This is a genomic window from Micromonospora sp. NPDC049523, from assembly GCF_040676775.1.
Taxonomy (GTDB): Bacteria; Actinomycetota; Actinomycetes; order Mycobacteriales; family Micromonosporaceae; genus Micromonospora_G.
Genome location: NZ_JBFAPP010000003.1, coordinates 241,299 through 265,738, shown reverse-complemented (window position 1 = coordinate 265,738; position 24,440 = coordinate 241,299). Strand labels below are relative to the sequence as shown.

Below are 24,440 nucleotides of genomic sequence, written 5' to 3'. Positions count from 1 at the left end.
GTTGCCCCGATCAGGTTGAGAATCCCCCGGCTCAAGATGATACGTGCACAAGGGAACGCAGCGATACCCCGAACCCACAGAGGACGCCGCCCAGGCTGCGGCGGGTTGAGACGGGGCCAGGTGCTAGTGCGACAACTGGAGATTTCAGTTGGCTCGTGGGCACTAGTCATCGCCCACGAGCTGTCAGGTCGCGGCCCACATTTGATCTTGGTACCCGGGCCACCGCGCGGTAGATTGCGCGCCATCCGGGCCCGAAGGGCTTGGGTGCGACGCATGCTCGTCCTAAGACCTCGTCAAACGTCCATGTCGCCACTAGGGTCTTGTCCGGCGAGCAATACGGCTGCTACTGGCTCGAACAAGCACACGAGGAGGCTGGATGGAGTTCGTGGTCTTCGAGAGGGGTAAGAGGCGGCTCGCCGCGCAGGGGCACCCATTCGCTGTACTAGTTCGCGACAATTGGGACGATTACGGGTTTCGAACGTCGTTCTTCTTGGAGGTACACACTACTGATCGGCGCACGATTCAGCTCGGTACCGTCAAGATCCTACGGCGTGGCCAGCCAGAAGGTCCGACGCAAGTTCCCACCTATCTCGATGAAGGGCTCGATTCGGAATATTGCTCACTCGGGCAGAGCCTTTCCTACTACGAAGGTCTGAAGGAGTTGGGACCCGAGATCTATGTCCCCGTCCTTCGGGGACTGCGCGATGTGATATTTCGCCCCAGCATCAGAGATTCGTTCGCCAACGAGCCAGGCTTCTCGAAGTCTCTAGAGCGCTCAGGGAGTTCGATTCGAGCACTAGAAGACGCTGCTGGACTATTCGACCTCAGGAGCGACGTTAAGCCTGAGAGCGATGGCAGGCCACTCCATCTCCAATTCGAATCGAACGTAGGTGGATCGTCCTTCATATTGCCCCTCCGATTCAACGATTCGTCGCGCCTCCCTGATCGCATCAATGCAGTGATCGGTTATAACGGGACAGGCAAGACGCATCTATTGGCGAATTTGGCGATGGTGGCTCAGGCTGATCCGCGCCAGCGTGAAGGACCAGAGTTTTCCGGTCGGTATGGTGCATTTTTGAGTAGTGAATCTATTCCGTTTGGGTCAGTAATCGCGGTTTCATATAGCGCGTTCGACACTTTCGAGGTTCCTGGACGAACCCCGCAGGAGCGGGAGCATCTAGAACGCTCGGGTGATGTTCGGGGCTACGCATACTGTGGCTTACGGAGTTTTACGACCGATAATGGCAAGTCGAGCGACACGGAACCACATCGACTCAAGAGCATCAGCGAAATATCGCGCGAATTTTTTAGATCCTTGTCGCGCATACACGAGGGTCGCGGGCGTCGACTTCTCGATAAAGCGCTCGTACCGATCGCACAGGACCCGTCCTTTCAACGCTTGAGCTTCGAACCCTCGTCTCTATATCAAAAGCAGTTTCGCACTGACCTGTTTCCGAGCCTGAGCACAGGCCATAAGATCGTCTTGAACATGATCGTCCAGCTCGTCACCAATCTTCAACGGCGTTCACTGGTACTAATTGACGAACCAGAGAGCCATCTCCATCCGCCACTATTGGCGGCCCTACTGCGTGGTATCACAATATTGCTCAACGAACGTGATTCTTTCGCTGTTGTGGCAACACATGCACCACTGGTCCTGCAAGAAATTCCGAAACGCTATGTCAAGATCCTTAGACGCTTTGATGATCTAACCCTAGTCCACGAGCCCGAGATTGAGACCTTCGGCGAGAATTTAGGACTCCTGACCCGCCACATATTCAACTTGGACAGTTCGTCGACTGACTACCAAGGCGTGCTTCGACGGTTGGCCGAGACTCTAACCCTCGACGAGATTGACGGCCTATTTGACGAAGGTATGAGCGTTCAGGCTAGAAGTTACGTGGCCAGCGTCCGAAGGGCGCGAGCTTAGTATGCACACTCTTCCCGAACCATCGCGCGACGACAACCTAGTTTTCACAGAGATCTGCCAGGCCCGGAGGTATCGATCTGTGAGGGCCGCCCTTGCGGCGATCAGCCCGAGCGTCCTCAAGTCCTACCAGACATACATTGACGAACGCGGGGTCCCAAGCCGAGTTGCCGAACTTGGCGTCTCAGACGACGGGAAGGAAGCTCTAATTGGAAACTATGATCAACTCTCGTCGGGTCGACCCCACGCGATGCTACGCGCCGAACTCTTGGCCTTAGCTCCCGCTGGACGCTGTCCAATGTGTGATCGAGGTCAAGTAGCCACACTCGATCATTTCCTTCCGAAGGCGCGATATCCAGAGTTCTCCGTCCTTCTCCGGAATCTCGTTCCAGTATGTCATCGTTGTAACAATTTGAAGCGGGACCTTGTCGAGGAGCTAGAAGGGCGTTTTCTCCACTCCTATTACGAAAGTCCGCCCTTGGAGCCGATTTTGAGGGCAGAGGTCGATGTGGGCGAAACCGTTGCAGTCTCCTACAGCGTATCCTCGACTCCAAGCGCATCCGATCACGTCAGGAATTTTCAGTTTCAGTTCGAGAGACTTCAGCTTGATCGATATTTTCAGGCTGAGGCCGTAGCTGAGTTATGTGATCGATCATGGGCCCTGGATGCTTACTATGACGAAGGCAACAAGGACGCAGTCCGTCGGTACTTACGCCGCGAGGCGGATAGTGCTGTTGCCCGGCACGGGTTTAATCATTGGAAGTCGGCGCTATTTATTGCACTGAGTGATTCAGGCGAATTCTGCGACGGAGGTTTTCATCTCTTGCCGGCATCATAGTCCGGAGAACAATGACGCCCGTCCTAGGTCTCTAAAGGACGCATTATGGGGCTGTCCCGATTGTTGAGCAGTGCGCCTGCCTCAGGTCGCCCTGCCCCGACTGGTCGCCTCGAAGTCGGGATCGCCGCCCGAGCGGCGAGGTGTAGGGAACCGATGCCCTTTCCTAGTCACCAAGGCAGGCTGCAGACGATCGATGTCGCGGTGGCAGGGACAGCGGGTGGGCGTACGGGTGGTTAGGTTGTTGGCGTGACTGAGCTGGAGCGGGGGATTTACGAGCACCTGATCACGTACGGGTTGGCTGGTCAGCTTGACGGAATCGGGTCTGAGCTGGTGGAACGTGCGGATCTGGATCCGGCGGACGCGCACGAGGTGTTGGGGCGGCACGTTGCCGCGTTGACCACTCGGGCGTTGCGTGCGGTCAGCGGCTCCGATCGGGAGAGTCTGGCTCGGCAGGTCGCGATCGCGAACCAGATCGCCGAGACGATCGCGTCGATCGAGCCACGGGCCGTCGACACCGCCGACCAGGTGACCGACGTTCACAAGCTCCTCACCGCGATCGCGGACCCGCCCACCCCACCGGCGAAGCCGAGTTTCCCCGTACGCCCGCGCACTCCCCTGTCCACCGGGGCGCTGCTGGTCAACGGGCGGCACCAGCCGCGCATCGGGCACGAGGTGGCGACCGAGATGGCCTCGGCCGACGAGGTTGACCTGCTCTGCGCCTTCATCAAGTGGCACGGGCTGCGCCTGGTCGAACGCCCCATCCGGGAGCTGATCGAGCGTGGTGGCCGGGTCCGGGTCATCACCACGACCTACCTGGGCGCGACGGATCAACGGGCCTTGGACCGGCTGGTCGAGTTGGGCGCCGAGGTCAAGGTTTCCTACGAAACCAGGACCACCCGCCTTCACGCCAAGGCGTGGCTGTTCCGCCGTCACAACGGGACCAGCACCGCGTACGTCGGGTCTTCGAATCTTTCGAAGGCGGCGCTGGTCGACGGCCTGGAGTGGAACATCCGGGTTTCCAACCTCGAACAACCCTCGGTCATCGACACGTTCGAGGCGACCTTCACCGACTACTGGAGCGACCCGGCGTTCGAGCCGTACGCCCCGGCCACGGACCGGGAGCGGCTGCGTCGGGCGTTGACGCACGAGCACACCGGCAACGGCACGATCAGCGAACCCGACGTCGAGATCACCAACATCGACGTCCGGCCGTACGGCTACCAGCGTGAGATCCTGTCCGACCTGGCCGCCGAGCGGCTGGTCCACGGGCGGCACCGCAACCTGGTGGTGATGGCGACCGGCACCGGCAAGACCGTTGTCGCCGCCCTCGACTACCGGGAGCTGCGCCAACGCGGGACCGTCGAATCGCTGCTGTTTGTCGCCCACCAGGAACAGATCCTGCGGCAGAGCCGATCCGTCTTCCGGCACGTGCTGCGGGACGGGAGTTTCGGTGAGGTCCTGGTCGGTGGTGAGCAACCGACGCAGTGGCGGCACGTTTTCGCCTCGATCCAGTCGCTACAGAGGCGGGACATCGACCCGACTCGGTACGACATGGTGATCGTGGACGAGTTCCACCATGCCGAGGCGCCGACGTACGCCCGGTTGTTGGAGCGCGTACGGCCTCGCGTGCTCCTTGGGTTGACGGCGACGCCCGACCGGGCTGACGGCGGCGACGTGCGGCGGTGGTTCGACGGACGCACGGCCGTTGAGCTGCACCTGTGGGAGGCGCTGGAGCGGCAACTGCTCGCGCCGTTCCAGTATTTCGGGCTGCACGACGATGTTGACCTGTCGACGCTGACGTGGAAACGCGGGCAGGGTTACGAAACCGCCGACCTGGACCGGGTCTACACCGGCAACGACGCCCGCGCCCGCTACATCTTGCAAGCTCTGGCCGACAAGGTCGATGTTGGCAGCATGCGGGCGCTCGGCTTCTGCGTCAGCATCGGGCACGCCGAGTTCATGGCCGAATGGTTCACCCGGGCCGGCGTACCCGCACGGGCGGTCACGTCGCGGGTCGATGCCGCCGGTCGCCGCGCGCTGATCGACGCCTTCAAACGCCGAGAGGTACGGGTCCTCTTCACCGTCGACCTGTTCAACGAGGGCGTCGACCTGCCGATGGTCGACACGATCCTGATGCTGCGCCCGACCGAGAGCGCCACCATTTTCCTCCAGCAGCTCGGCCGTGGGCTGCGCCTGGACGACAACAAAGCCTGTCTGACCGTGCTCGACTTCATCGGCGGGCAGCACGCCAACTTCCGCTTCGACCTGCGCTGGCGGGCGTTGACCGGGGTCAGCCGGCGGGCGGTCGAAGTCGCCGTACGCGAAGATTTTCCCACCCTGCCCAGTGGCTGCCACGTGGAACTGGACCGGGTCGCCAAGGAGATCGTGCTGGCGAACCTGCGCAACGCACTGCCCAGCTCGACCAGGAACCTGACCGCGGAGCTGCGGGCACTCGGGGACATGAGTTTGACCGAATACCTGCACGAGACTGGGTTGGAGGTCGAAGACCTCTACCGGCGTAAGGGCATGGGTGGCTGGGCGGGGCTGCGGCGGCTCGCGGGGTTGGAGACGAGCGCGCCCGGCCCGGAGGACCGGGTGCTCGGCCCGGCGATCGGTCGGATGCTGCACCTGGACGACCCGGACCGGCTCGGTCTGCTGCGGCAGATCGCCGCCGGTGAGGCGCCGGCACCGGGGCGGCTGGCCGACCTGATGCACCTCAGCCTCTGGGGGCCGAAGGTGCCGGCGAGCGAACGGGAGCAGCGGCTGGTCCGGCTCTGGTCGGAGCACCCGGACCGGCAGGCCGAGTTGGGGCAGCTCTATGAGGTGCTGCGGGAGCGGATGCACCGGGTGGTGGGGCCGGCGGCTTCGGCGCGTGTGCCGTTGCGGGTGCATGCGCGGTACAGCCGCAACGAGGTGTTGGCGGCGTTCGGCGTACCGGATCCGGCGTCGATGCGGGAGGGCGTGAAGTGGGTCGAGGCCGAACAGGCCGACATCTTCTTCGTCACCCTGGTCAAGTCGGAGCAGCACTACTCCCCCACCACCATGTACGCGGACCGGGCAATCACCCCGGAGCTGTTCCAGTGGGAGTCGCAGAGCACCACCTCGTCGGCCTCGGCGACCGGGCAGCGCTACATCAACCACGCGAAGCGTGGGTCGAGCGTGCACCTGTTCGTACGCGAAACCAAGGACCGTGACGGCGACCTGGGGGTGCCGGCCTACCTGTACGCGGGTGCGATGACGTACGAGCGGCACACGGGTGACAAGCCGATGCGGGTCATCTGGCGGCTCGACCGGCCGCTCCCCGCCGACATGTTCCACGCCGCCCGGGTCATCGCCGCCTGACCAGAGGCGTACGCGAACGTCGACCCGGCACGTGGTGCGTGCCGGGCCGACGGGCAGTTGTACGTGGGTCAGGCGGTGCGGCGGACCGTCTTGATGATGCTGTCGATGATGTCCCAGACGGTGATGACGGCGATCCCGACGGTGCTGAAGGTGGCGAGGGTGTGGAGGTTGTCGCCCTCGCTGAGCCAGTCGAAGTGTCCGACCAAGGCCGGGCTGAGCAGTTGGTCGTTGAGCAGGAGCCAGCACACCGGGATCGCGAAGGCCAGGTCGAGCAGGACGTTGACGCCGACCAGGGGCCAGGTCCAGTGTCCGACGCGGTATTTCACGAACTCGAAGCCGGCGCTGAGGACCAGCAGGGCGATCAGGATCGGGAGCCATGAGTTCCACAGCGCCGGGTCGATGATCGGGATGTTGGTGCCGTTGTCGGTTTCGAGCCACGAGTGGAAGTGCTGCAACACCAGGTAGGCGATGCTCAGCCCGATCGTGACGATCGCGGCGATGGTGTCGGTGAGGCTGATCTCCCGCTTGACCGGTACGGCGGGAAGCTGGTCGACGTTCCACTCGGGCAGGCCGAGGGGGGTGTTGGTACGTTCGGCGATGGCGAATCCGAGGGTCACCCAGAAGGTGATCTGGACCGCGACCTCGATCGCGACACCGATTCCCGAGCCGATCGCCCCACCGACCGTCCCGTCGTCGGCGGCGTCGACGATCGCGACCACGGTCCCGACGATCGCCGGTACGAAGCTGAGCAGCGTCTTCAGCAGCTTGGCCCAGTGCAGGTAGTACTTCGGGCCGATGAGCTGGAGCCGGCGGTCGGCGTAACGGGCGGCGAGGCGGTCAGGGTTGCCGAGTTCGGTGAGCACCTCCCGTTCGGCGGTGGCGGGGTCCTGCCCGTTGCCGGCCCGGTCCTCGATCATGTCTTCGATCGAGCCGCGCAGCTCGGCGGCGATCTCGTCGCGGCGCTGTGCCGGCACCGATTGCAGGGTCGCGGCGAGGTAGCGGTCGGTCAGGGTGTTCATCGGTCCACTCCTTCGATCAGGCCGGTCATGGAGGTCTGGATGGCCGCAAGGTCGTCGAGGAGTCGTCCCAGGATCTCTTCGCCCTCGTCGCTGGTGCGGTAGAACTTGCGCGGTCGGCTCTCGTCGGTGTTCCACTCGCTGGTCAGCAGGCCCTGGTCTTCGAGCCGGCGCAGCAGTGGATAGAGGGTGTTGGCGTCCACCGGGAAGCCGTGCTCGGTGAGGCGCTGGAGCAGTGCGTAGCCGTAGCCGGGTTGGCGCAGCGCGACGAGGCTCGCCGCGACCACCGTGCCCCGCCGCAGCTCCTGGAGGTGTGTCCGCAGGAGTTCGTCGTTCGCCATGCATCACACTTTACTGTGCGGCACACACCATTGTCTAGCACTACATCATTGGTTCCTGACAGAACAAGGTGTCAGCCACGGACGAGGAGGGCGGCCGGCAGCTCCCGGCGGGTACGGACCGGCGACAGGAAGACCGGCAGGAAGGCGGTCGTCATGACGGCGGCACCGACCCAGAGCGTGGTGTCCACGCTGGTCAGCTCGCCGACCAGGCCCGCCACGGCGGCGCCGAGCGCGAGTGCCCCGGTGAGCAGGAAGCGGAAGGTCGCGTTCATCCGGCCGAGCAGCACGTCGGGGGTCATCCGCTGGCGCAGGCTCACCCCGAGCACGTTGTCCAGACCCGTCTTGAACAGCGCCAGCACCCAGCCTGCCCCGGCCACCCACAACCACGGGCCACGGTCGAGCAGCGGTACGAGCAGCGCGGACGGGGCCAGACAGAGACCGGCCAGGCCCAGGGTGCGGCCGTACCCGAGGCGGGCGGCGATCGGGCGGGCGCAACGGGCACCGAGCAGGAGTCCGGCTCCACCGGCCGCCCAGAACAGACCGAGCAGCCCCGCCGGCAGGCCGAGTTCGCGGATGAACAGCACCGGCAGCATGGTGTTGACGATCTGCGAGCCGAGGTTGCCCAGGGCCGCGGTGAGCGCGAGTGCCCGCAGTTCCGGGTTGCCGAAGACGTGCCGCAGGCCCGCCCCGATCTGCGCCCCGAGCCGGATGCGCCGCTCGGGCGGCGGCGGTGCCGGCGTACGGCGGATGGCGGTGAGGCGCAGCGCCGAGGCCAGGTACGCGACCGCCGTACCGGCGATGGCGACGGGGGCGGTGAGCAACTGGACCAGGAAACCGCCGGCACCGCGTCCGGCGACGTTGCCGGCGGCGATCAGGCTCACCACGGCCGCGTTCGCCTGGACCAGTCCGTCGCGGCCGACGAGTTGCGGCAGCACGCTCTGCGAACCGATGTCGAAGAAGACGGTGGCGGCACCGGTGAGCAGGACAACCAGGTAGAGCTGGCCGAGCGTGAGCAGGTCCAGGGACCAGGCGACCGGGACGGAGGCGTACAGGGCGGCTCGGATCAGGTCGGCGGTGATCAGCACCCGGCGCTGGCGCATCCGGTCCACCCACGCCCCGGCGGGCAGCCCGATCAGGAGGAAGGCGACCGTGCTCAGGGCGGCGAGCGCGCCGACCTGGCCGGGGCTGGCGTCGAGTGCGGTGACCGCGATCAGCGGTACGGCGACGTACCCGATGTTGGTGCCGAGCTGGCTGAGGGTGGTGGCGGTGAAGAGGACCCGGAAGTCGGGGACCCGCCAGGGTGAGTGGGGCTGCACGCTGTATCCGTTCGGTCGTCACAATGAGCAACGGGCGCGGTGCCGGAGGGGCGGGTGCGGGTCAGGCCGACGCCGACGAGCACGACCGCCATGCCGGCGATGATCCGGAGGCTGAGCTGTTCGTCGAGGACGAGCGCGCCCAGCGCCACCGAGACGACAGGGAGCAAATAGCCGACGGTGGCGGCGGTGACCGGGCCTTCGGTGGCGATCAGCCGGGCGTTGAGGTGGAACGTGACGCCCGTACCGAGGGTGCCGAGGACCACGACCGCGACGATCGCGGTGAGGGTGGGTGTCGACGGGCCGGCGGAGCCGGCGGGCAACGCGAGGGTGGTCAGGCCGGTGGCGGTGAGGAGCTGGGCGGCGGAGAGGGCGAGCGGACCGGTCTGCCGGCCGGTCAGGTGCCGGGCCATGTAGGCGAACGCGATCGCGTAGCTGGCCGCCGCCGCGAGCAGCAGCAGGGCGCCCCAACTGGTCAGGCCGGCCCGGTGCCAGGGCGCGAAGATGAGCAGCGTGCCGGCGAAGCCGAGCCCGAGGCCGGTCAGCCGGAGTGGATGCGGGTGCCGTTCGGCGCCGAGGGCGAGGCCGATCAGCAACGACCACAGTGGAGTGGTGGCGTTGAGGACGCCGGCCACGCCGGAGTCGACGGTCTGTTCACCGACGCTGAACAGGAAAAACGGCAGGGCGTTGCAGAAGAAGGCGGCCACGACGAGATGTAGCCAGGTCCGCCGGTCGCGCGGCAGGCGCTGGCGCGCGGCGTACGCGAGCGCGAGCAGCACGGCCGCACCGAGGGCGCACCGGATGACGGTGATCTGGAGCGGGGTCAGGCCGCCGCCGAGGGCGACCTTGATCCAGAGGAAGCCCGACCCCCAGAGTAGGGCGAGCACCCCCATGCGTACGAGGGTTGCGCGCTGACCACCGAACACCTTCGCCTCCTGACGGGTGGACCGACGTTCACCGTGTCCCGGAAGCAGTTGTAAGACAAGCGAAAAGATCTGCACGCAGCGTTAAGCTGAGCTAATGCTTGACGTACGACGAATGCAGTTGCTGCGCGCGGTCGTGACCAGCGGTTCGGTCAGCGCCGCCGCCCGCGACCTCGGCTACACCCCCTCGGCGGTCAGCCAACAGTTGACGGTGCTGGAGAAGGAGGCCGGGATCGCGCTGCTGGAGCGGACCGGGCGCGGTGTACGCCCCACCGACGCCGGCCGCCTGCTCAACGAGTACGCCGCCGCCATCGGTGAGCAGGTCGCCGAGGCGGAGACCGCGCTGGCCGACCTGCGGGCCGGGCGCACCGGTCGGCTGGCGGTCCGCTACTTCGCCACCGCCGGGGCGAGCCTGGTGGCACCCGCGGTCGCCCTGTTCCGCCGCGCCTTCCCGGGCGTCCGCGTCGACCTGCGGCTCGGTGAGCCCGAGGACTCGCTACCGGAGTTGAAACAGGGCGGCGCGGACCTGGCGATCGTGGTCCAGGACCCGGGGCGGTTGGCCGGCGACGGCCTCCGGTTCGCGCACCTGCTCGACGACCGGTACGTGGCCGTGCTGCCCCGAGGGCACCGGCTCGCCGCGAAACGGGTGCTCGACCTGACCGACCTCGCCGACGAGCCATGGGTCGGCAGCGAATGGCCCGGCCCCTGCCTCGACTCCGTACTCGGCGCCTGCGACTCGGCCGGCTTCCGCCCGGACTTCGTGGTGCAGAGCGAGGACTACGCCACCGCGCAGGGATTCGTCGCCGCCGGGCTCGGCATCGGCCTGGTGCCGGAGATGGGGCTCGGCAGCCGCCACCCGGCCGTCGTCGTACGCCGGGTCCGCAACCCGGTCCCGGTACGGGTGATCTACGCGGCGGTACGGGAGTCGTCCCCGGCCCAGCCGGCCCTGCACGGCCTGCTCGACGCGCTCCGACAGGCGGCGACCGCCGGCACGCGTACCGGCCGCTAGCCCAGCCCGACCGCGTCGCGGGATCGGCGGTCCGGTGGTGGTGGGCTGACCAGCACCCCCAGCACCTTGCCCAGCCGCTGCGCGGGGCGCATCTTCGTCGCCGAGGTCAACCGCTCCCGCAGTACGGGCACACCGTCACCGGTCAGCTCGTCCAGCGCGGAGATCCTGCCTCCCATCGCCAGCACCAACGGCTCGGCGTTGCCGCGTACGGCCGCTCCGGTGCCGTGGTCCCAGCCGGCGTCGTCGGCCACCAGCCGCAGCCCGCGCAGCCGCCCGCCCAACGCGAATCCGGGCGACGGCTTCGCCGCGAGATGCTGGTACGCCACCCACAACCGTTCCTCGGAAAGGATTCGTGGAATGCCGAGGGGGCGTCGGATGTCGAGGTCGTGCAGCACGATGTCGGCGAGCACCGGATCATATCCGGACCGAGGAATGGTGGTACGCGACAAAGCGTCCCGGCGCAGTTGGTCGATCAGCACGTCGGTGCTTCTTTTGGCGTACCAGCGGGTGAGGGTGACGTTGACCCGGTCGAGGTCCGCCCCGGTCGCGGCGATGCCCAGGTAGAGCTTCGCCTGACCGAACCGCAGGAAGGTGACCAGGTGCGCGGCGATGTCGTGCATCGTCCAACCCGCGCACAGGCTCGGGCTGCGCAACTGGTCGACGGTCAGGCCGGCGAGCAGGTCCGCGGCCCGCCGACGCTCGTCGACAATCATGTCGTACACCCGCATTTCCCGACCGTAGGACATTCTGTCCCGCTGTCCTTCTTCCAAAGTGCCCAATCCGCAATTCCACATCGGAGCGTTTCAGCGTGCGCAAAAGGCAGTCCGCATCCACAGAGAAGACAGCCCAGGTCGACCGAAGCGAAGCTTGGTCGGACTGCACCGATGGAGCGGTCGGCGTGCTCATTTGCCTCGGCGTACAGCGGGGGTGACCGGGCGGGCCGGTGCCGCGGCGGGCCCGGTCCGCCCCCTCCGGACCGGAAGCCAGCCGAACGAGTGATGAGGAGACACGCGTGACAACACCGGAAAACGTGATCCCCGCCTTGATCGCCGACGGAAACGACATCGACGGTCTGGTAGCGGACCTCGACGACGCCCAGTGGGCGCTGCCCACCCCGTCGGAGGGCTGGACGATCGCGCACCAGGTGGCCCACCTGGCCGCGACCTTCCACCTGGCCGCCATGGCCGCGTCACGCCCCGAAGGCTTCATGGCGATGGCCCAGCGCCTGAGCCCCGACTTCAACGCCAACGTCGACGCGGCGATGGCACCGTTCCTGGCCGCGCCGCCGCAGGTGCTGCTCGGCCACTGGCGGACCGAACGCGCGAACGCCGAGCAGGCGCTGGCGTCGGTGCCGGCCGGCAAGCTCGTACCGTGGCTGGTCCGGCCGCTGCCCGCGCCGGTTCTCGCCGCCGCGGGGATGATGGAGATGTTCGGGCACGGTCAGGACATCGCCGACGCGCTCGGCGTACAGCGGGAATTCACCGACCGGATCGCGCACCTGGTCGGGTTCGCGGTCCGGACCTGGGATTTCGGCTACCTGGCCCGGAACCTGACCCCGCCGGAGGTGGAGTTCCGGTTCGAACTCACCCTGCCGTCTGGGGCGAAGTTCGTCAGCGGCCCGGAAAACGCCGAGCAGCGGATCACCGGCCCGGCCGCCGACTTCTGCCTGCTGGTCACCCGGCGGCGGCACCGCGACGACCTGGACCTGGTCGCCACCGGCCCGGACGCCGAGCAGTGGCTGGACATCGCCCAGGCCTACCGGGGCCCGGCCGGACCGGGCCGCCGCCCGGGGCAGTTCGCCGCCGTGCAGCGCTCCTGATTCCGCCCGAGAACGTCGGACGCCGGCCGGTTCCCACCGGCCGGCGTTCGTCGTCCGCCCCCGGACGTCCCGGGCCGCTGGACGGCACCGGACCGGGACCGACATCGCTGGTGGCGAGCGCACTCCCCCATCGGGGCGAAATTCGGCCTTAACGTACGCGCTTCGGTCGGTTTCGTCGCAAGATGCGGGAGGACTCTCGATCCATCACCGAGGTCATCCACGTCTGGGGAGGGATCCATCGTGACAGCCATCGTGACCACCGACCTCAACCGGCTCGACGCGACCGAACTCGCCGAGCTGATCCGCACCAGGAAGGCTTCCTCGGTCGAGGTGGTCCAGGCGCACCTCGACCGGATCAAGGCCACCAACTCGAAGCTCAACGCCATCGTCACGCTCGCCGACGGTGCGCTGGACGCCGCGCGGGCGGCCGACGACCAGCTCGCGGCGGGCGGGGAAGTCGGACCGCTGCACGGCGTGCCCTTCACGGTCAAGGACTCGTTCGACACCGCCGGGGTGCTCACCCAGCGCGGTTCGCCGATCTTCGCGGGGCGTGTCCCGGACACGGACGCCACCAGCGTGGCGCGGATGAAGCGGGCCGGTGCGATCCTCCTGGCGAAGACCAACCTTCCCGAGTTCGCGTACTGGATCGAGTCCGACAACCTCCTGACGGGCAGGACGAACAACCCCTGGGACCTCGACCGCAGTTCCGGCGGTTCCAGCGGTGGGGAGTCCGCGGCGATCGCCGCCGGGATGTCGCCGCTCGGACTCGCCAGCGACCTGTCCATCTCACTGCGCGGACCAGCGGCGGACACCGGTGTCGCGGCCCTCAAGCCGACGCACGGGCGCATCCCGATGACCGGGACCTGGCCTCGGGAGCCGCGTCGTGACTGGCACGCCGGCCCGATGGCCCGCAGCATCCGCGACCTCGCACTGGCGTACTCGCTGCTGGCCGGTCCGGACGGCGCCGACGGCTTCGCCGCCGTCCCGGGCGAGTTCGACGCCGGCCTGGGTGCCTCGCCGGACCGGCCCGTACGCGTCGGCTGGCTGGTCGACTCGGGACTCGGTCCGATCGACCCGGAGATCGCGGCAACCGTACAGGAGGCCGCCGACGCCCTACGGGGAGCGGGGATGCGGGTCGAGGCCGTGAGCATCCCGGCTCTGCAGCGGGACAACCCGTTCGACATCTTCGCCCGGCAGCACGTGATGGAGATGAAACCGTTGATGCGGCAGGTCACCGCGGGTCACGAGGACCAGAGGTTCACGTACTCGAAGACCATGATCGGCACCCCGGACACGCCCGTACAGGACTACGTCGAGGCCGAGCAGGGCATCGAGCGGCTGCGGGACGGTTTCGCGGAATACTTCCAGCGGTACGACGCCCTGCTGCTCCCGGTGACGTCGATTCCCGCGCACGCGCACGGACTCAAGCAGTTCACCGTCGACGGCCAGACCGTGGACGCCTTCCGGCTGATGACGCCGACCGTCCCGTTCAACCTGACCGGGCTACCCGCCCTGTCGATGCGGTTCGGCACGAACAGCGACGGCATGCCGATCGGTGTGCAGCTGGCGGCGAACTATTACGCGGAATCGACGATCCTGTACATCGCCGCGCTGCTGGAGTCGCTGAGCCCGGTCCGCGGCCAGCACCCCACCCTATGACGGCCGGAAGGGCTCCTAGCGCCGCTCGGCGGCCACCTGCTCCGGCTGTGCCGCCGCCACCCGGGCGGCCCGCGTACGCCGGACCATGAACGTGGCGAGCACGCTGCCGAGCAGCAGTACGGCGGCGACCACGGTCAACGTCGGGCGGGCCGAAGCGAGCAGGGCGTCGCCGAATGCCTCCGCGGCCGACCGCTCGACCCGTTCGGCGAGGTCCGGCGGCAACTGCTCGGGGACGGTGAAACCGCCCTGCTGACCGCTGCCGAGCCGCAACCCGTGCTCGGTCGCGTCGGCGAAACCGGCCACGAACCCCGGTCGCGCCTCCGACGGCAACCGTTCCGCCTGCTGCTGCGCCGAGTCGTGCAACGAGGCGACCAGCCGGTTCTGCAGCACCGCGCCGATCACGGCGGCACCGAGCGCCGCGCCGACCTGGCGGGCCGTGTTGAGCACCCCGGAAGCGGCCCCGGCCTGCGCGGGGACGATGCCGCGCATCGCCTCGGTGGTGGTCGGCGCGATAGCCGCGCCCATCCCGATGCCGATCAGGACCAGCGGGGCGAAGAACACCCACACGCCCGAGTCGCGCGCCGGCAGGTACGCCATGCCCAGCACCCCGAACGCGAACGCGGCCAGGCCGAACACCAGCAGGATCCGGCCACCGAGCCGGTCGGCGAGCCGGCCCGCCACCGGTGCCACCGCGCTGAGCGTGATCGTCCACGGCAGCGCGACAAGCCCGGACATCAGCGGGGTCATGCCGTACAGGGTCTGGGTCTCGATGACGAAGACGAGCAGGAAGCCGTAGAGGGCGAACGAGGTGATCAGGGTGATGACGGTGGCGATGGTGTAGTCGCGGTTGCGCAGCAGCCCGAGCGGTACGAGCGGTTCGGGCTGGCGCCGCTCCCAGAGCACGAACAGCCCGAGCAGCACTCCGGCGGCGACCAGGACCAGCGGAACCGTCACCGGGCCGACGATCGTGCCCCAGTGGTGCCGCTCGCCCTCGACCAGCGCGTACACCAGGCCGCTGAGGCCGAGGGTGGCCAGGAGCAGCCCGACCGGGTCGAAGCTCTTCGGTCGCGGCTGGCGCAGGTCCGGGACCAGCCGCAGCGCCAGCACGATCCCGGCCAGGCTCAGCGGCACGTTGACGTAGAAGATCCACTGCCAGCCGAGGTGGGTGACGATCAGGCCGCCGGCCGTCGGTCCGCTGACCGCGGCGATGCCGGCGACGGCGGTGAAGATGCCGAACGCGGCACCCCGGCGGGCCGGCGGGAAGATCGCCGAGAGCAGCACCAGCGCCTGCGGCAGCAACGCCGCCGCGCCGATGCCCTGGAGCACCCGCGCGGCGATGAGCTGACCCGGGCTCTGCGCCGCGCCGCAGAGCAGCGACGCCAGCGCGAAGACACCGAGCCCGCCGACGAACACCGCGCGCGGGCCGACCAGGTCACCGAGCCGGCCGAAGACGATCAGCAAGGTGGACAGTGCCAGCAGGTAGCCGTTGAGCACCCACAGCACGGTGCCGATGCCGGTGTCGAGCGAGCTCATCATGACCGGCGCGGCGGTGTTGACGATGCTGGTGTCGAGCAGGATCAGGAAGTTGCCCAGGCAGAGCACGGCGAGCGCGGCCCACGGGTTGACCGGCCTGGGTGTGGTCACGCTTCGAGGTGCCGGCCGGGTAGTGGTCATGCTTCGAGGTGCCGTACGGCGGGAGGTGGGGTGGTGCCGGCGGGGGCGAGCTGCGTACTGATCTGCCTCGCGGCGGCCAGGCTCGCCCACGAGGTGAACTCGATCAGCGTGTCCTCGCCGGGGTGGACCCGACGGAACGCGTCGACCAGGTCCGGGCCGACCTGCGCGGAGGAGAAGGCGGTCACCAGGCCCAGCCGCGCGGCCGGGCGGTGCGCCTCGGGCAGTCCCGCCACGGCCTTGTCGGCCCAGGCACGGGCACTCAGCCCCGGCGGTTCGGCGGTCGGGTCGGCGAGGCGTTCCAGGATCAGCGCGCGGACCTCGTCCGGCACCGGCTCGGCGCCGGCTTCGATCGCGGCGTACGCGCGGGCGAAGGCGTCGGAGACGTTCGGGTTGCCGGCGGCCCAGTGCAGGTCCGCCGGGGGCGGGGCCGCGGGCAGCAACTGGAGCGAGTCGCCCGGTTCGACCGTACGGCGGGCCAGCGAACCCATCAGCCAGGCGGCCATCCGGCGTACGCCGGGCAGGGCGGGTCCGGGAATGCCGGCCGGCAGCAGCGACTCGACCAGGAAGACGTTCACCATCCGGTTGACGTAGTGGAACGTGACCGCGACCCCGATCAGCTCGGGTGCCTCGTCGGCGCGCAGCGGCGCAGGTTCGCCGCCCGGGGCGACGGGCGTGCCCAGGCCGGAGGCGCCGGCCCAGAGGGCGATCTCGCGCAGCCGGGGATCGGAGACGTCGTCCCAGCGCTGCTCGGCCACGGCCGCCGCCGACTCGCCCCGCAGCAGCCCGCGCAGCGTCGCCCCGTGCACCTCCACGCAGTACGGACACCGGTTCGCCACCGACACCGCGGCGGCGACCGCCTCCTTCGCCTCACGGGTCGCCGCCCCCTGGGCGAGCAGCGCCTCGCGCAGCATCAGCCAGGCCGCGGCCAGCGCCCCGGGCGCCGGTGAGTGCAGGCTGACCGGGGGTGCGAGCATGCCGAAGTCCCGCTCGACCTGCCGGTACACCTGGGCGACCAGCCCGGTCGCGGCGCCCGGCGGCACCGCCTGGACGTGCCGTACGTGTGCGGTGGCCGGGCGGCGCGACGCCCGTTCGATCAGCCCACTCATGCGGGTTCCCTTCCGATCAGGAGCGGGTAATGGGGGGCGGCACCGGCCCCTGGATCGGGGCCGGTGCCGGTGGGATCAGACGAGATCGAGGCTCGGGGCACGGACACTGGCGCTGGCGGACTCGGGCAGGGCACCGACGTACGTGACCGGCACGCCGCGTTCCTGGGCGGCCCGGACGATGCCGGGCATGGCCCGCTCGGCCAGGGCGGCGATGGTCAGCGCCGGGTTCACGGTCAGGGCACCCGGCACCGCCGAGCCGTCGGTGACGAAGATGCCCGGGTGGTTACGCAACTCGTGCCGGTCGTCGAGCGCCGAGGTCTCCGGGTCGTCGCCGATGCGGCAGGACGCCAACGGGTGCACCGTGTACGCCCCGACCACCTCGTTCGTCCACGGCATCACCCGCGACAGGCCGTCCTTCTCCAGGATCGCCTTGACCTCCGCGTCGGAGAGGTCCCAGCCGCGTCGGGTGTTCGCCGTCGGCCGGTACTGCAACGCGCCCTGGCCCAGCATCTGCTGCGAGATCCGGTTCGCGTTACCGGTCGGCGGCGGCGGCCCGAACACACCCTCGTTGTCGTCCTCGGACATGGTGAATATGGTGAGCCAGGACGGCCACTGACGCATCAGTTCTTTCTTCTCCACCCCGAACCAGCTCGGGCCGACCGCGTCGGGCACCTGGGCGAGGATGGTGCCGAGCCCCGGCGGGAAGTAGAGCTGCTCCAGCGAGAAGCGGTCGAACTCGGGCAGGTTCCCGTCGAGGTGGTCCCAGGTCGCCACGACCGGCCCGCGCCCGACCTGGTTGGCCGCGTACGCGAGACCGTTCTCCCGGCTCAGGCCGAGCACGTCGCGTACCTTGTCCTCGTCGATGATGGCGGTGTTGAGGCGTTCGCCGTTGCCGGAGAAGTAACGGCCGACGGCGTGCGGCATGGTGCCGAGCGTCTCCTCCGAGCGCTGCAGGATCACCGGGGTGGCGCCCGCGCCGGCCGCCAGGATGACGATCTTCGCGTCGATGGTGCCGTGCTCGTGGTGCACCCGGTAGTCGAGTTCGTCCACGGTCGAGTAGTGCACCCGGTAGCCGCCGTCGTCGTTGCGCGACAGGTACTGCACCTCGTGCAGCGGGCGGATCTCGGCGCCGTGCGAGATCGCCGCCGGCAGGTAGTTGAGCAGCAGGGACCGCTTCGCGTCGAACTTGCAGCCGGCCATCATCCAGTTGCAGTTGGTGCACATGGAGACGTCGACCGCGGAGGGCACCGGGTTCGCCGTACGGCCGGCGTGGTCGCAGGCGGCGGCGAACAGCCCACCGGCGTACGGCACCTCGTCCCAGCTCGTCTTGGTCACCGGCAGTGCCTCGCTGACCCGGTCGTACCAGGGGTCGAGGGTGTCCCGGGTGATCGCGGCCGGCCACATCCGGCGGCCGATGCTGCCGTGGCGTTCGAAGACGAACCGGGGCGCCCTCGGCATGGTCGCGAAGTAGACCACGCTGCCGCCGCCGACACAGTTGCCGCCGAGCAGGCTCATGCCGTCGCCGAGGGTGAAGTCGAAGATCCGGGTGAACGACTTGCCGAGTTCGAAGTCCTGGTCGAACTCCTGCGCGGACAGCCACGGTCCACGTTCGAGGACGACCACCTTCGCGCCTCCGGCGGCCAGGTGGTACGCGGCGATGGCGCCGCCGAAGCCGCTGCCGATCACCAGGACGTCGGTGCGTTCCGTACTGCTCATGCGGGGCTCCCGGTGGCGGTGGTTTGCGGGTGGAGCTGGGACAGGGCGCGGCCGTACGAGAAACGCGGGAACCGCCAGACGCCGTCCGGCTCGGGCTTGGCGTAGCCGATCGCCAGCAGACCCGGGTGACCCGCGGCGAGGGCGTCCGCGGTGCTCATGTGCGCCGCGCTGTCGAAGGCCATGTTGCTGAACATCGCCAGGCCGACCCAGACGCCCCGTTCCGGGTGCTCGGGTGCGGTCAGTCGCACCACCAGGGCGGTACGGTCCGCGAACGGCAGCGCGACAAAGGCCGGTACCGACTCGTCGAGGGTGAGGCCGTGCTCACCGGCGTACTCCTCGGCGTGGCCGTTGAGCATCGTCATGAAGCCTTCGAGCATGTCCCCGAGGCCGCTGCCGGGCAGTTCGAGCAGTTCCACCGCACCCGAGGCGACCGCGCCGCCGCCTTCGGCCGCCCCGGCGACCGCCCGGTCGTCCGGCGTACGCCGCTCGCCCGGGACGATCGTGTCGGCGTACGCCTCCAACGTCATCGTCTTCCAATGATCAGTTTCTGCGGTACCGGGTTGCACGGTGTCGCCTCCTGCGCTGAATGGTCACCACACATCGCACCGGGATCGGTTGGATAATTGCTCCCGGCCGGGCGGGGCGAATGCGGAAGGATAAGCCGAAACGGTGGTCCGGGTATCGCCTGGATAATCGATATCGGCCCGCCACATCTCATGGTCCGATTGGCACCGATGCGGCGCATCTCCTCACGTGCGGGAGGTGCTCGAAAATGGACAGTCGCCGACTGACGGCGCTATCCACAGGAAGCGATTTCTTCCAACGTGCGCCGGCCGTACGGATGGCTATTCGTCCGCCCAGCACAGGCGGATCCTTCTCGAAACGTGCGCAGTGTGGTCGGAGCCCGTCACGGGGCCGTCCGGTGTGCCAATACTGGCATCGATGAGCGCGACCGTGTCCCGGTCTCCCGGCGACCTCGTCGCGCATCGCGGCAGGGGAGGCCACCATGGTCGTCAAGCGGATAGCGGCGTCAGTCGTGCAACGTCAGGTCAAGTACGTCACGCCGGCACCGATGGCGGCCGTCAAGGGAGGCCTGGCCGAGGTGTACCGGCAGGTGGCCGAGGAGATGGGGCTCGTGGTCCCCCCGGTGCAGCTGCACTCGCCGGTGCCCGACCTCGCTGCCGCGTACTGGATGATCATGCGCGAGACGCTGTTGCCGGTCGACGTGGTGGACCGGCAGACCAAGGAGGCGGTGGCGACCGCCGTCGCGGTGGCGAACATCTGCCCCTACTGCGTCGACATGCACAGCCTCGGCATGTACGAGCTGGGCACCGAGCACGACGCCGAAGCACTGGTCGCCGACAAGGTCGACGACGTCGTCGACACGCGCACCCGGACCATGGCGACCTGGGCCCGGATCGCGCACCAACCCGAGGACGCGCTCGCCGGCACGCTGCCGTTCGAACCGGTGGAACGGGCCGAACTGGTCGGTGTGGTGGTGGCGATGCACTACCTGTCGCGGATGGTGAACGTCTTCCTCTCCAGCTTCCTCATCCCGCCGCGGCTCAACGCCGCCGGACGACGCCGGTTCAAGCGCGGCGCGAGCATCATGCTCCGCTCCACGTTGCGCGCCGAACACCCGGCCGGACGGTCGGTGGTGCTGCTGCCGCCGGCCCCGCTGCCCGCCGGAGCGGAGTGGGCGGCCGGGAACCCGGCCATCGCCGCGGCGGTGGGTCGTGCCGACGCCACCTTCGAGGCGGCCGGGGTACGGGCCTTGTCCCCGGCCGTACGCGACCTGGTGCGGCGGCGGCTCGGGCAGTGGCGCGGCGAGGAGACGGGGCTGAGCCGGCGCTGGTGCGAGCGGCTGATCGAGGACCTGCCGGAGGGGGAACAGGCGTCCGGAAGGCTGGCACTGCTGACCGCCTTCGCGTCGTACCAGGTCGACGAGCACGTGGTACGGGAGTTCCGCAAGGCGCAACCCGAGGACACCGCACTACTCGACGTCACCGCGTGGGCGAGTTGGATCACCGCCCGGCAGGTCGGCGCCTGGTACGCCCCCGCGGCCCTGGCAGCCGGGCCGGTGGAGCCGGTGTCGGGGCGCTGAGAAAGCCGTCCGGGTCATCGAAAAAGAGCAATCCTGAACAACTCCGAGTCTCGACTGCCTGACAACCTGTAACGGTGGCGATCCCTGTCGCCTCGGCAAGCAACAGCGACCACTCGCCATCCCCGCTGGAGGAAAAATGACGGCCTACACCGCCCCGGCTGGCGGTTCCGCAACCGGCCTGCTCGACCGGTTGAACGGCGCCCGGCACCGGGTCGCCCTCAACGTGTTCATGCTCATCGTGCTCGCCCACTGGGCCGAACACCTCACCCAGGCGTTCCAGATCTGGGTCCTCGACCGGCCGGCGAAGCAGTCGCGTGGCGTACTCGGCCAGTGGTTTCCGTGGCTGGTCAGCTCCGAGTGGCTGCACTACGGGTACGCCCTGGTGATGCTCGCCGGGCTGTGGTTCCTGCGCAAGGGCTTCGTCGGACGCGCCCGTACCTGGTGGATGGTGGCTTTCGGCATCCAGTTCTGGCACCACATCGAACACCTGCTGCTGTTCATCCAGGCCCAGGCCGGCGTGATCTTCTTCGGCAAGGCGGTGCCGACCAGCATCGCCCAGCTCGTGTTCCCCCGGGTCGAGCTGCACCTGTTCTACAACACCGTGGTGTTCCTGCCCATGGTCATCGCCATGTACTACCACCTGCGGCCGAGCCCCACCGAGCGGGCCGAGGCGGACTGCAACTGCGCGCCGGAACTCGTCTCCTCGGGCCACCGGTAGTCGTGCTCGACTCGGTGTCGACGGCCGGCGGGGTGGAGGAACCAACCTCGCCGGCCCGGCCACGCCGCTGGCGGGCCAGGCTGGGCACGGCGCTGGCGGTCTTCGCCGCGCTGGCGATCGTCGTACCGGCGGTGGTCGGTGGGCCGGAGATCGAGCTGACCGAGGTCAGCCCGGGTGACGGTGCGACCGTACCCGGGCCACCGGCCGAGGTTGCCCTGGTCTTCAGTGGGCCGGTCGATTCGCGGGAGTTCCACCTGACCGTCGCCGACCGCACCGGCCGCGCCGTGACCAGCGGCGACGAGCGGCTGGACGGCCAACGGATCGTGGTGCCGCTCACGCTGGTGCCGGCCGGTGCGTACCGGGTGGCGTACCACGTGGTGCTGCCCGACGGGCGTGAGGTGACCGGGATGAGCGAGTTCTCGGTCGCCGCCGGCTCACCGGAACGCTGGGTCGCGCCACCGCCCGACCCGGCGACGTCCGGCGCCCACGCCCACGGCGGCGGCGCCGACCCGCTCAGCATCGTGCTGACCTGCGTCGCCCTGCTGCTCATCGGCGCTCTGCTCAACCTGCTCCTGCGCCGCCCCCGCCCAAGCTGACCTGCCACACGGGCTCCTCTCGTCGCTCCGCGACGGAGTAGGGGCCCGTGTGGACGTATCGGCGGGGAACAGAGCACTGCAGGAGGCGTGGGCTACGGGTCGGGCGGTCCACCATGGAACCGCCGCCGTCCGGTGGCCGCGCCAATTCAGCGAAAGGGAGATCATGGCTACCGCCCTTGGTTCGCTGCGCAACCTGCTCATGACGCCATCGCTTACGCAGGTGAGCTTCGAGGGGCGGGGCTTCCCGATCACCCCGACCGACGCCACCCGCCGGTTGGAGGCGATTCCGCAGTCGGTGATCTGCGGTTTCGAATGGGGCATCGACGCCCGGAGCCTGTGGGAGGTGCAGAGCCGGGTCGAGCTGGTCGAACCGGAACTGCACGGATTCGCGTACGAGGGTGTGACCATGGCCTTCACCATCCGCGACTCGATGGCGGGTGGACGCGGCCGGCTCGCCGGGGACCTGCTGCGTGGTCCCGGACGTCCGCACATCTTCCTCACGTACATCGGCATCGGCTTCGCCATGGCCCGGCTGCCGCGACCGCTGTGGAAGCGCGTGGTGCCCGACCTGACCGGGGTGCCGTACCACCCGACGATGAGCTGGCTCGCGGTCGACGGATTCGGATTCGACCGTGCCTACTTCGACACCGAGAAATGGGTGACGGGACAGAAAAGGCCGACGCCCTATCCGTGGGACGGCTGGCCCGACTACTTCCCGCGCGCCTTCGACCAGGGTGTCGGCCGGGCGCTGTGGTTCATCCACGGCGGTCAGGTGGCCGACGTCGCCGCCGCGGTGGAGCGGTTCGACGTGGACCGACAGGCGGACCTGTGGAGCGGGGTGGGTCTGGCCGCCATCTTCGCCGGTGGCTGCGGACCGGCGGAACTGGCCAACCTGCGCCGGGACGCGGGCGAGTACGCACCCCACCTGGCCCAGGGCGCGGTGTTCGCGGCCAAGGCGCGGGCGTTCTCCGGGCACGTGCCGGAGCGGACCGAGGCGGCGATGGGTGCACTGACGGGCCTGACCGTCGCCGCCGCGTCGGCGCTCGCCGACGACGTGGCCGTCGGTGGGCTGCACGCCGACGGGGTGCCGCAGTACGAGGTGTGGCGGGCGAAGGTACGGGAGTCGGTCACCGCGCCCTCGGGGTTGCGCTGAGCGGACGACCGCAGCGGTCACCGGACCCGTCCGTTCGCTCGCCGAACGGGCGGGTCCGTTCGTTTCTTCGATCGTGTCGGCATCCGTTCACAAAGGCCAGATGGGCAACTCTGAGGAAGAAATGCCGGTCAGGCCCTGCGAGGATCGGATTAGCGTGGACGAATAGATGTTGGGGAGCGTTCCATGAAATCATACCGCGCGTTGCGGCGCCGTATCCTGACGCCGAACGTTTCCGAGACCCGGCTCGAAGTACGCGGATTTCACGTCAAGAGCCCCGAGGCCAAGGACCTGCTGGAAACGGTTGGCCGGTCATTTCTGACCGGGTACGCGTACGCCGCCGAAGCCGTCACCACCGACGAGGCGGAGGGGCGGCTCGAAGAGGTGCCGACCCGCTTCCGCGGATTCGCGTACGAGGGTGCCGCGATGGCTTTCGCGGTACGCGAGGGACTGCCGATCGGCGGCCGGGGACTGGTGCGCGACTTCCTCGCCGGGCGGGGCGACGACCACATCTACATGGCGTACGTCGGCGTGGGTTGGGCGATGGCCCGGCTGCCGAGGTTCCGCTGGTCGACCCTGTACGCGCCGGACCCGCTGCTGCGCTGGCTGGTGCTGGACGGCTACGGCTTCCACCAGGCCTACTTCCAGACCGAGCGGTATGTCTACCAACGGTTCCAGGAGGAGAACTTCCCCTGGCCGGCCGGACCTCACCAGTGGTACGCGAACCGGGCCATCGACCAGGGCATCGGCCGGGCGCTGTGGTTCGTCGGCGGGACCGAGGCCGAGGTCGTCGCCGGGCTGATCGACCGGTTCCCGGAACACCGCCGGTCTGACCTCTACAGCGGTGCCGGCCTCGCCGCCACGTACGCCGGTGGCGGCGACGACACCGAACTGCGCTGGTTCGCCAAGCACGCCGGGCCGTACCAGCGGCAGGTGGCGCAGGGGTCGGCGTTCGCCGCCGGTGCCCGGGTGCGGGCCGGACTCGTGGTGCCGCACAACGAGATCGCCACCCAGGTCTTCTGCGGGATGTCACCGGAGGAAGCCCAGCAGGTGACCGACGAGGCGCTGGTGGACCTGCCGGACGACGGGGACGTCCCGTCCTGGGAGGTGTGGCGGCGCCGGATCGCCGCCCGGTTCGACTCCCTCGACACCGCCCCGTAACCGTTCCCCGCACATCGCCGGTCGCGGA

At 68.7% G+C, this 24,440-nt stretch carries 19 protein-coding genes; 10 read left to right on the top strand and 9 right to left on the bottom strand.

Going from position 1 to position 24,440, the window contains the following annotated elements; genetic code table 11:
- Positions 1-376 precede the first annotated feature (376 nt).
- Together AB0J90_RS05825 and AB0J90_RS05820 are read left to right on the top strand one after the other, a co-directional pair.
- The gene (locus AB0J90_RS05825) at positions 377-1,930 is read left to right on the top strand and encodes an AAA family ATPase (protein ID WP_363592579.1); all 1,554 of its coding nucleotides are present in this window, start codon (positions 377-379) and stop codon (positions 1,928-1,930) included.
- Between the two features lie 1,081 nt (positions 1,931-3,011).
- A complete protein-coding gene (locus tag AB0J90_RS05820) occupies positions 3,012-6,107 on the top strand; it encodes a DUF3427 domain-containing protein (protein WP_363592577.1) in 3,096 nt (1,031 codons plus the stop codon).
- Positions 6,108-6,175: 68 nt separating this feature from the next.
- On the opposite strand, the gene AB0J90_RS05815 is transcribed toward AB0J90_RS05820, so the two are convergent.
- The 4 genes from AB0J90_RS05815 to AB0J90_RS05800 form a co-directional block, all read right to left on the bottom strand.
- Positions 6,176-7,126, bottom strand: coding sequence for a permease prefix domain 1-containing protein (locus AB0J90_RS05815; RefSeq protein WP_363592575.1), 951 nt, complete (start codon positions 7,124-7,126; stop codon positions 6,176-6,178).
- On the bottom strand, positions 7,123-7,464 hold the full coding sequence (locus AB0J90_RS05810; RefSeq protein ID WP_363592573.1) for a PadR family transcriptional regulator: 342 nt from the start codon (positions 7,462-7,464) through the stop codon (positions 7,123-7,125). Before AB0J90_RS05810 ends, AB0J90_RS05815 begins: the two co-directional genes overlap by 4 nt.
- A 71-nt stretch (positions 7,465-7,535) precedes the next feature.
- Positions 7,536-8,780 (bottom strand): MFS transporter, encoded by a 1,245-nt coding sequence (locus tag AB0J90_RS05805; protein WP_363592571.1) that lies wholly within the window; start codon positions 8,778-8,780, stop codon positions 7,536-7,538.
- Complete coding sequence (locus AB0J90_RS05800) at positions 8,675-9,703, bottom strand: DMT family transporter (protein WP_363592569.1); 1,029 nt, start codon at positions 9,701-9,703, stop codon at positions 8,675-8,677. Before AB0J90_RS05800 ends, AB0J90_RS05805 begins: the two co-directional genes overlap by 106 nt.
- A 94-nt stretch (positions 9,704-9,797) precedes the next feature.
- Here AB0J90_RS05800 and AB0J90_RS05795 point away from each other — a divergent pair, with 94 nt between their 5' ends.
- On the top strand, positions 9,798-10,709 hold the full coding sequence (locus AB0J90_RS05795; RefSeq protein ID WP_363592567.1) for a LysR family transcriptional regulator: 912 nt from the start codon (positions 9,798-9,800) through the stop codon (positions 10,707-10,709).
- On the opposite strand, the gene AB0J90_RS05790 is transcribed toward AB0J90_RS05795, so the two are convergent.
- Entirely contained in the window at positions 10,706-11,437 is a 732-nt protein-coding gene (locus AB0J90_RS05790) for a maleylpyruvate isomerase family mycothiol-dependent enzyme (RefSeq protein ID WP_363592565.1), read from the bottom strand. The two genes, AB0J90_RS05795 and AB0J90_RS05790, sit on opposite strands and share 4 nt — an antisense overlap.
- 284 nt (positions 11,438-11,721) lie before the next feature.
- Here AB0J90_RS05790 and AB0J90_RS05785 point away from each other — a divergent pair, with 284 nt between their 5' ends.
- A complete protein-coding gene (locus AB0J90_RS05785; RefSeq protein WP_363592563.1) occupies positions 11,722-12,528 on the top strand; it encodes a TIGR03084 family metal-binding protein in 807 nt (268 codons plus the stop codon).
- Between the two features lie 240 nt (positions 12,529-12,768).
- On the top strand, positions 12,769-14,187 hold the full coding sequence (locus AB0J90_RS05780) for an amidase (RefSeq protein WP_363592561.1): 1,419 nt from the start codon (positions 12,769-12,771) through the stop codon (positions 14,185-14,187).
- A gap of 15 nt (positions 14,188-14,202) precedes the next feature.
- Here AB0J90_RS05780 and AB0J90_RS05775 read toward each other — a convergent pair whose 3' ends face one another.
- The 4 genes from AB0J90_RS05775 to AB0J90_RS05760 form a co-directional block, all read right to left on the bottom strand.
- Positions 14,203-15,831 carry a DHA2 family efflux MFS transporter permease subunit gene (locus AB0J90_RS05775; RefSeq protein WP_363592559.1) on the bottom strand — a complete coding sequence of 543 codons (1,629 nt, stop codon included), beginning with the start codon at positions 15,829-15,831 and terminating at the stop codon, positions 14,203-14,205.
- A 26-nt stretch (positions 15,832-15,857) separates the two neighbouring features.
- The gene (locus AB0J90_RS05770) at positions 15,858-16,967 is read right to left on the bottom strand and encodes a carboxymuconolactone decarboxylase family protein (RefSeq protein ID WP_363592557.1); all 1,110 of its coding nucleotides are present in this window, start codon (positions 16,965-16,967) and stop codon (positions 15,858-15,860) included.
- 75 nt (positions 16,968-17,042) lie between these two features.
- Positions 17,043-18,683, bottom strand: coding sequence for a GMC family oxidoreductase (locus tag AB0J90_RS05765; protein ID WP_363592555.1), 1,641 nt, complete (start codon positions 18,681-18,683; stop codon positions 17,043-17,045).
- Positions 18,680-19,210, bottom strand: coding sequence for a DUF5987 family protein (locus AB0J90_RS05760; protein ID WP_363592553.1), 531 nt, complete (start codon positions 19,208-19,210; stop codon positions 18,680-18,682). The genes AB0J90_RS05765 and AB0J90_RS05760 overlap by 4 nt, the downstream gene beginning before the upstream one ends.
- Before the next feature lie 479 nt (positions 19,211-19,689).
- Here AB0J90_RS05760 and AB0J90_RS05755 point away from each other — a divergent pair, with 479 nt between their 5' ends.
- From AB0J90_RS05755 to AB0J90_RS05735, 5 genes are all read left to right on the top strand, one after another.
- Positions 19,690-20,787 (top strand): carboxymuconolactone decarboxylase family protein, encoded by a 1,098-nt coding sequence (locus tag AB0J90_RS05755; protein ID WP_363592551.1) that lies wholly within the window; start codon positions 19,690-19,692, stop codon positions 20,785-20,787.
- A gap of 136 nt (positions 20,788-20,923) precedes the next feature.
- Positions 20,924-21,505 carry a hypothetical protein gene (locus AB0J90_RS05750; protein ID WP_363592549.1) on the top strand — a complete coding sequence of 194 codons (582 nt, stop codon included), beginning with the start codon at positions 20,924-20,926 and terminating at the stop codon, positions 21,503-21,505.
- Between the two features lie 32 nt (positions 21,506-21,537).
- On the top strand, positions 21,538-22,101 hold the full coding sequence (locus AB0J90_RS05745; protein WP_363592547.1) for a copper resistance CopC family protein: 564 nt from the start codon (positions 21,538-21,540) through the stop codon (positions 22,099-22,101).
- A 163-nt stretch (positions 22,102-22,264) separates the two neighbouring features.
- Positions 22,265-23,254, top strand: coding sequence for a DUF1702 family protein (locus AB0J90_RS05740; RefSeq protein WP_363592545.1), 990 nt, complete (start codon positions 22,265-22,267; stop codon positions 23,252-23,254).
- 183 nt (positions 23,255-23,437) lie between these two features.
- On the top strand, positions 23,438-24,412 hold the full coding sequence (locus tag AB0J90_RS05735) for a DUF1702 family protein (protein WP_363592543.1): 975 nt from the start codon (positions 23,438-23,440) through the stop codon (positions 24,410-24,412).
- The last annotated feature ends 28 nt before the right edge of the window (positions 24,413-24,440 follow it).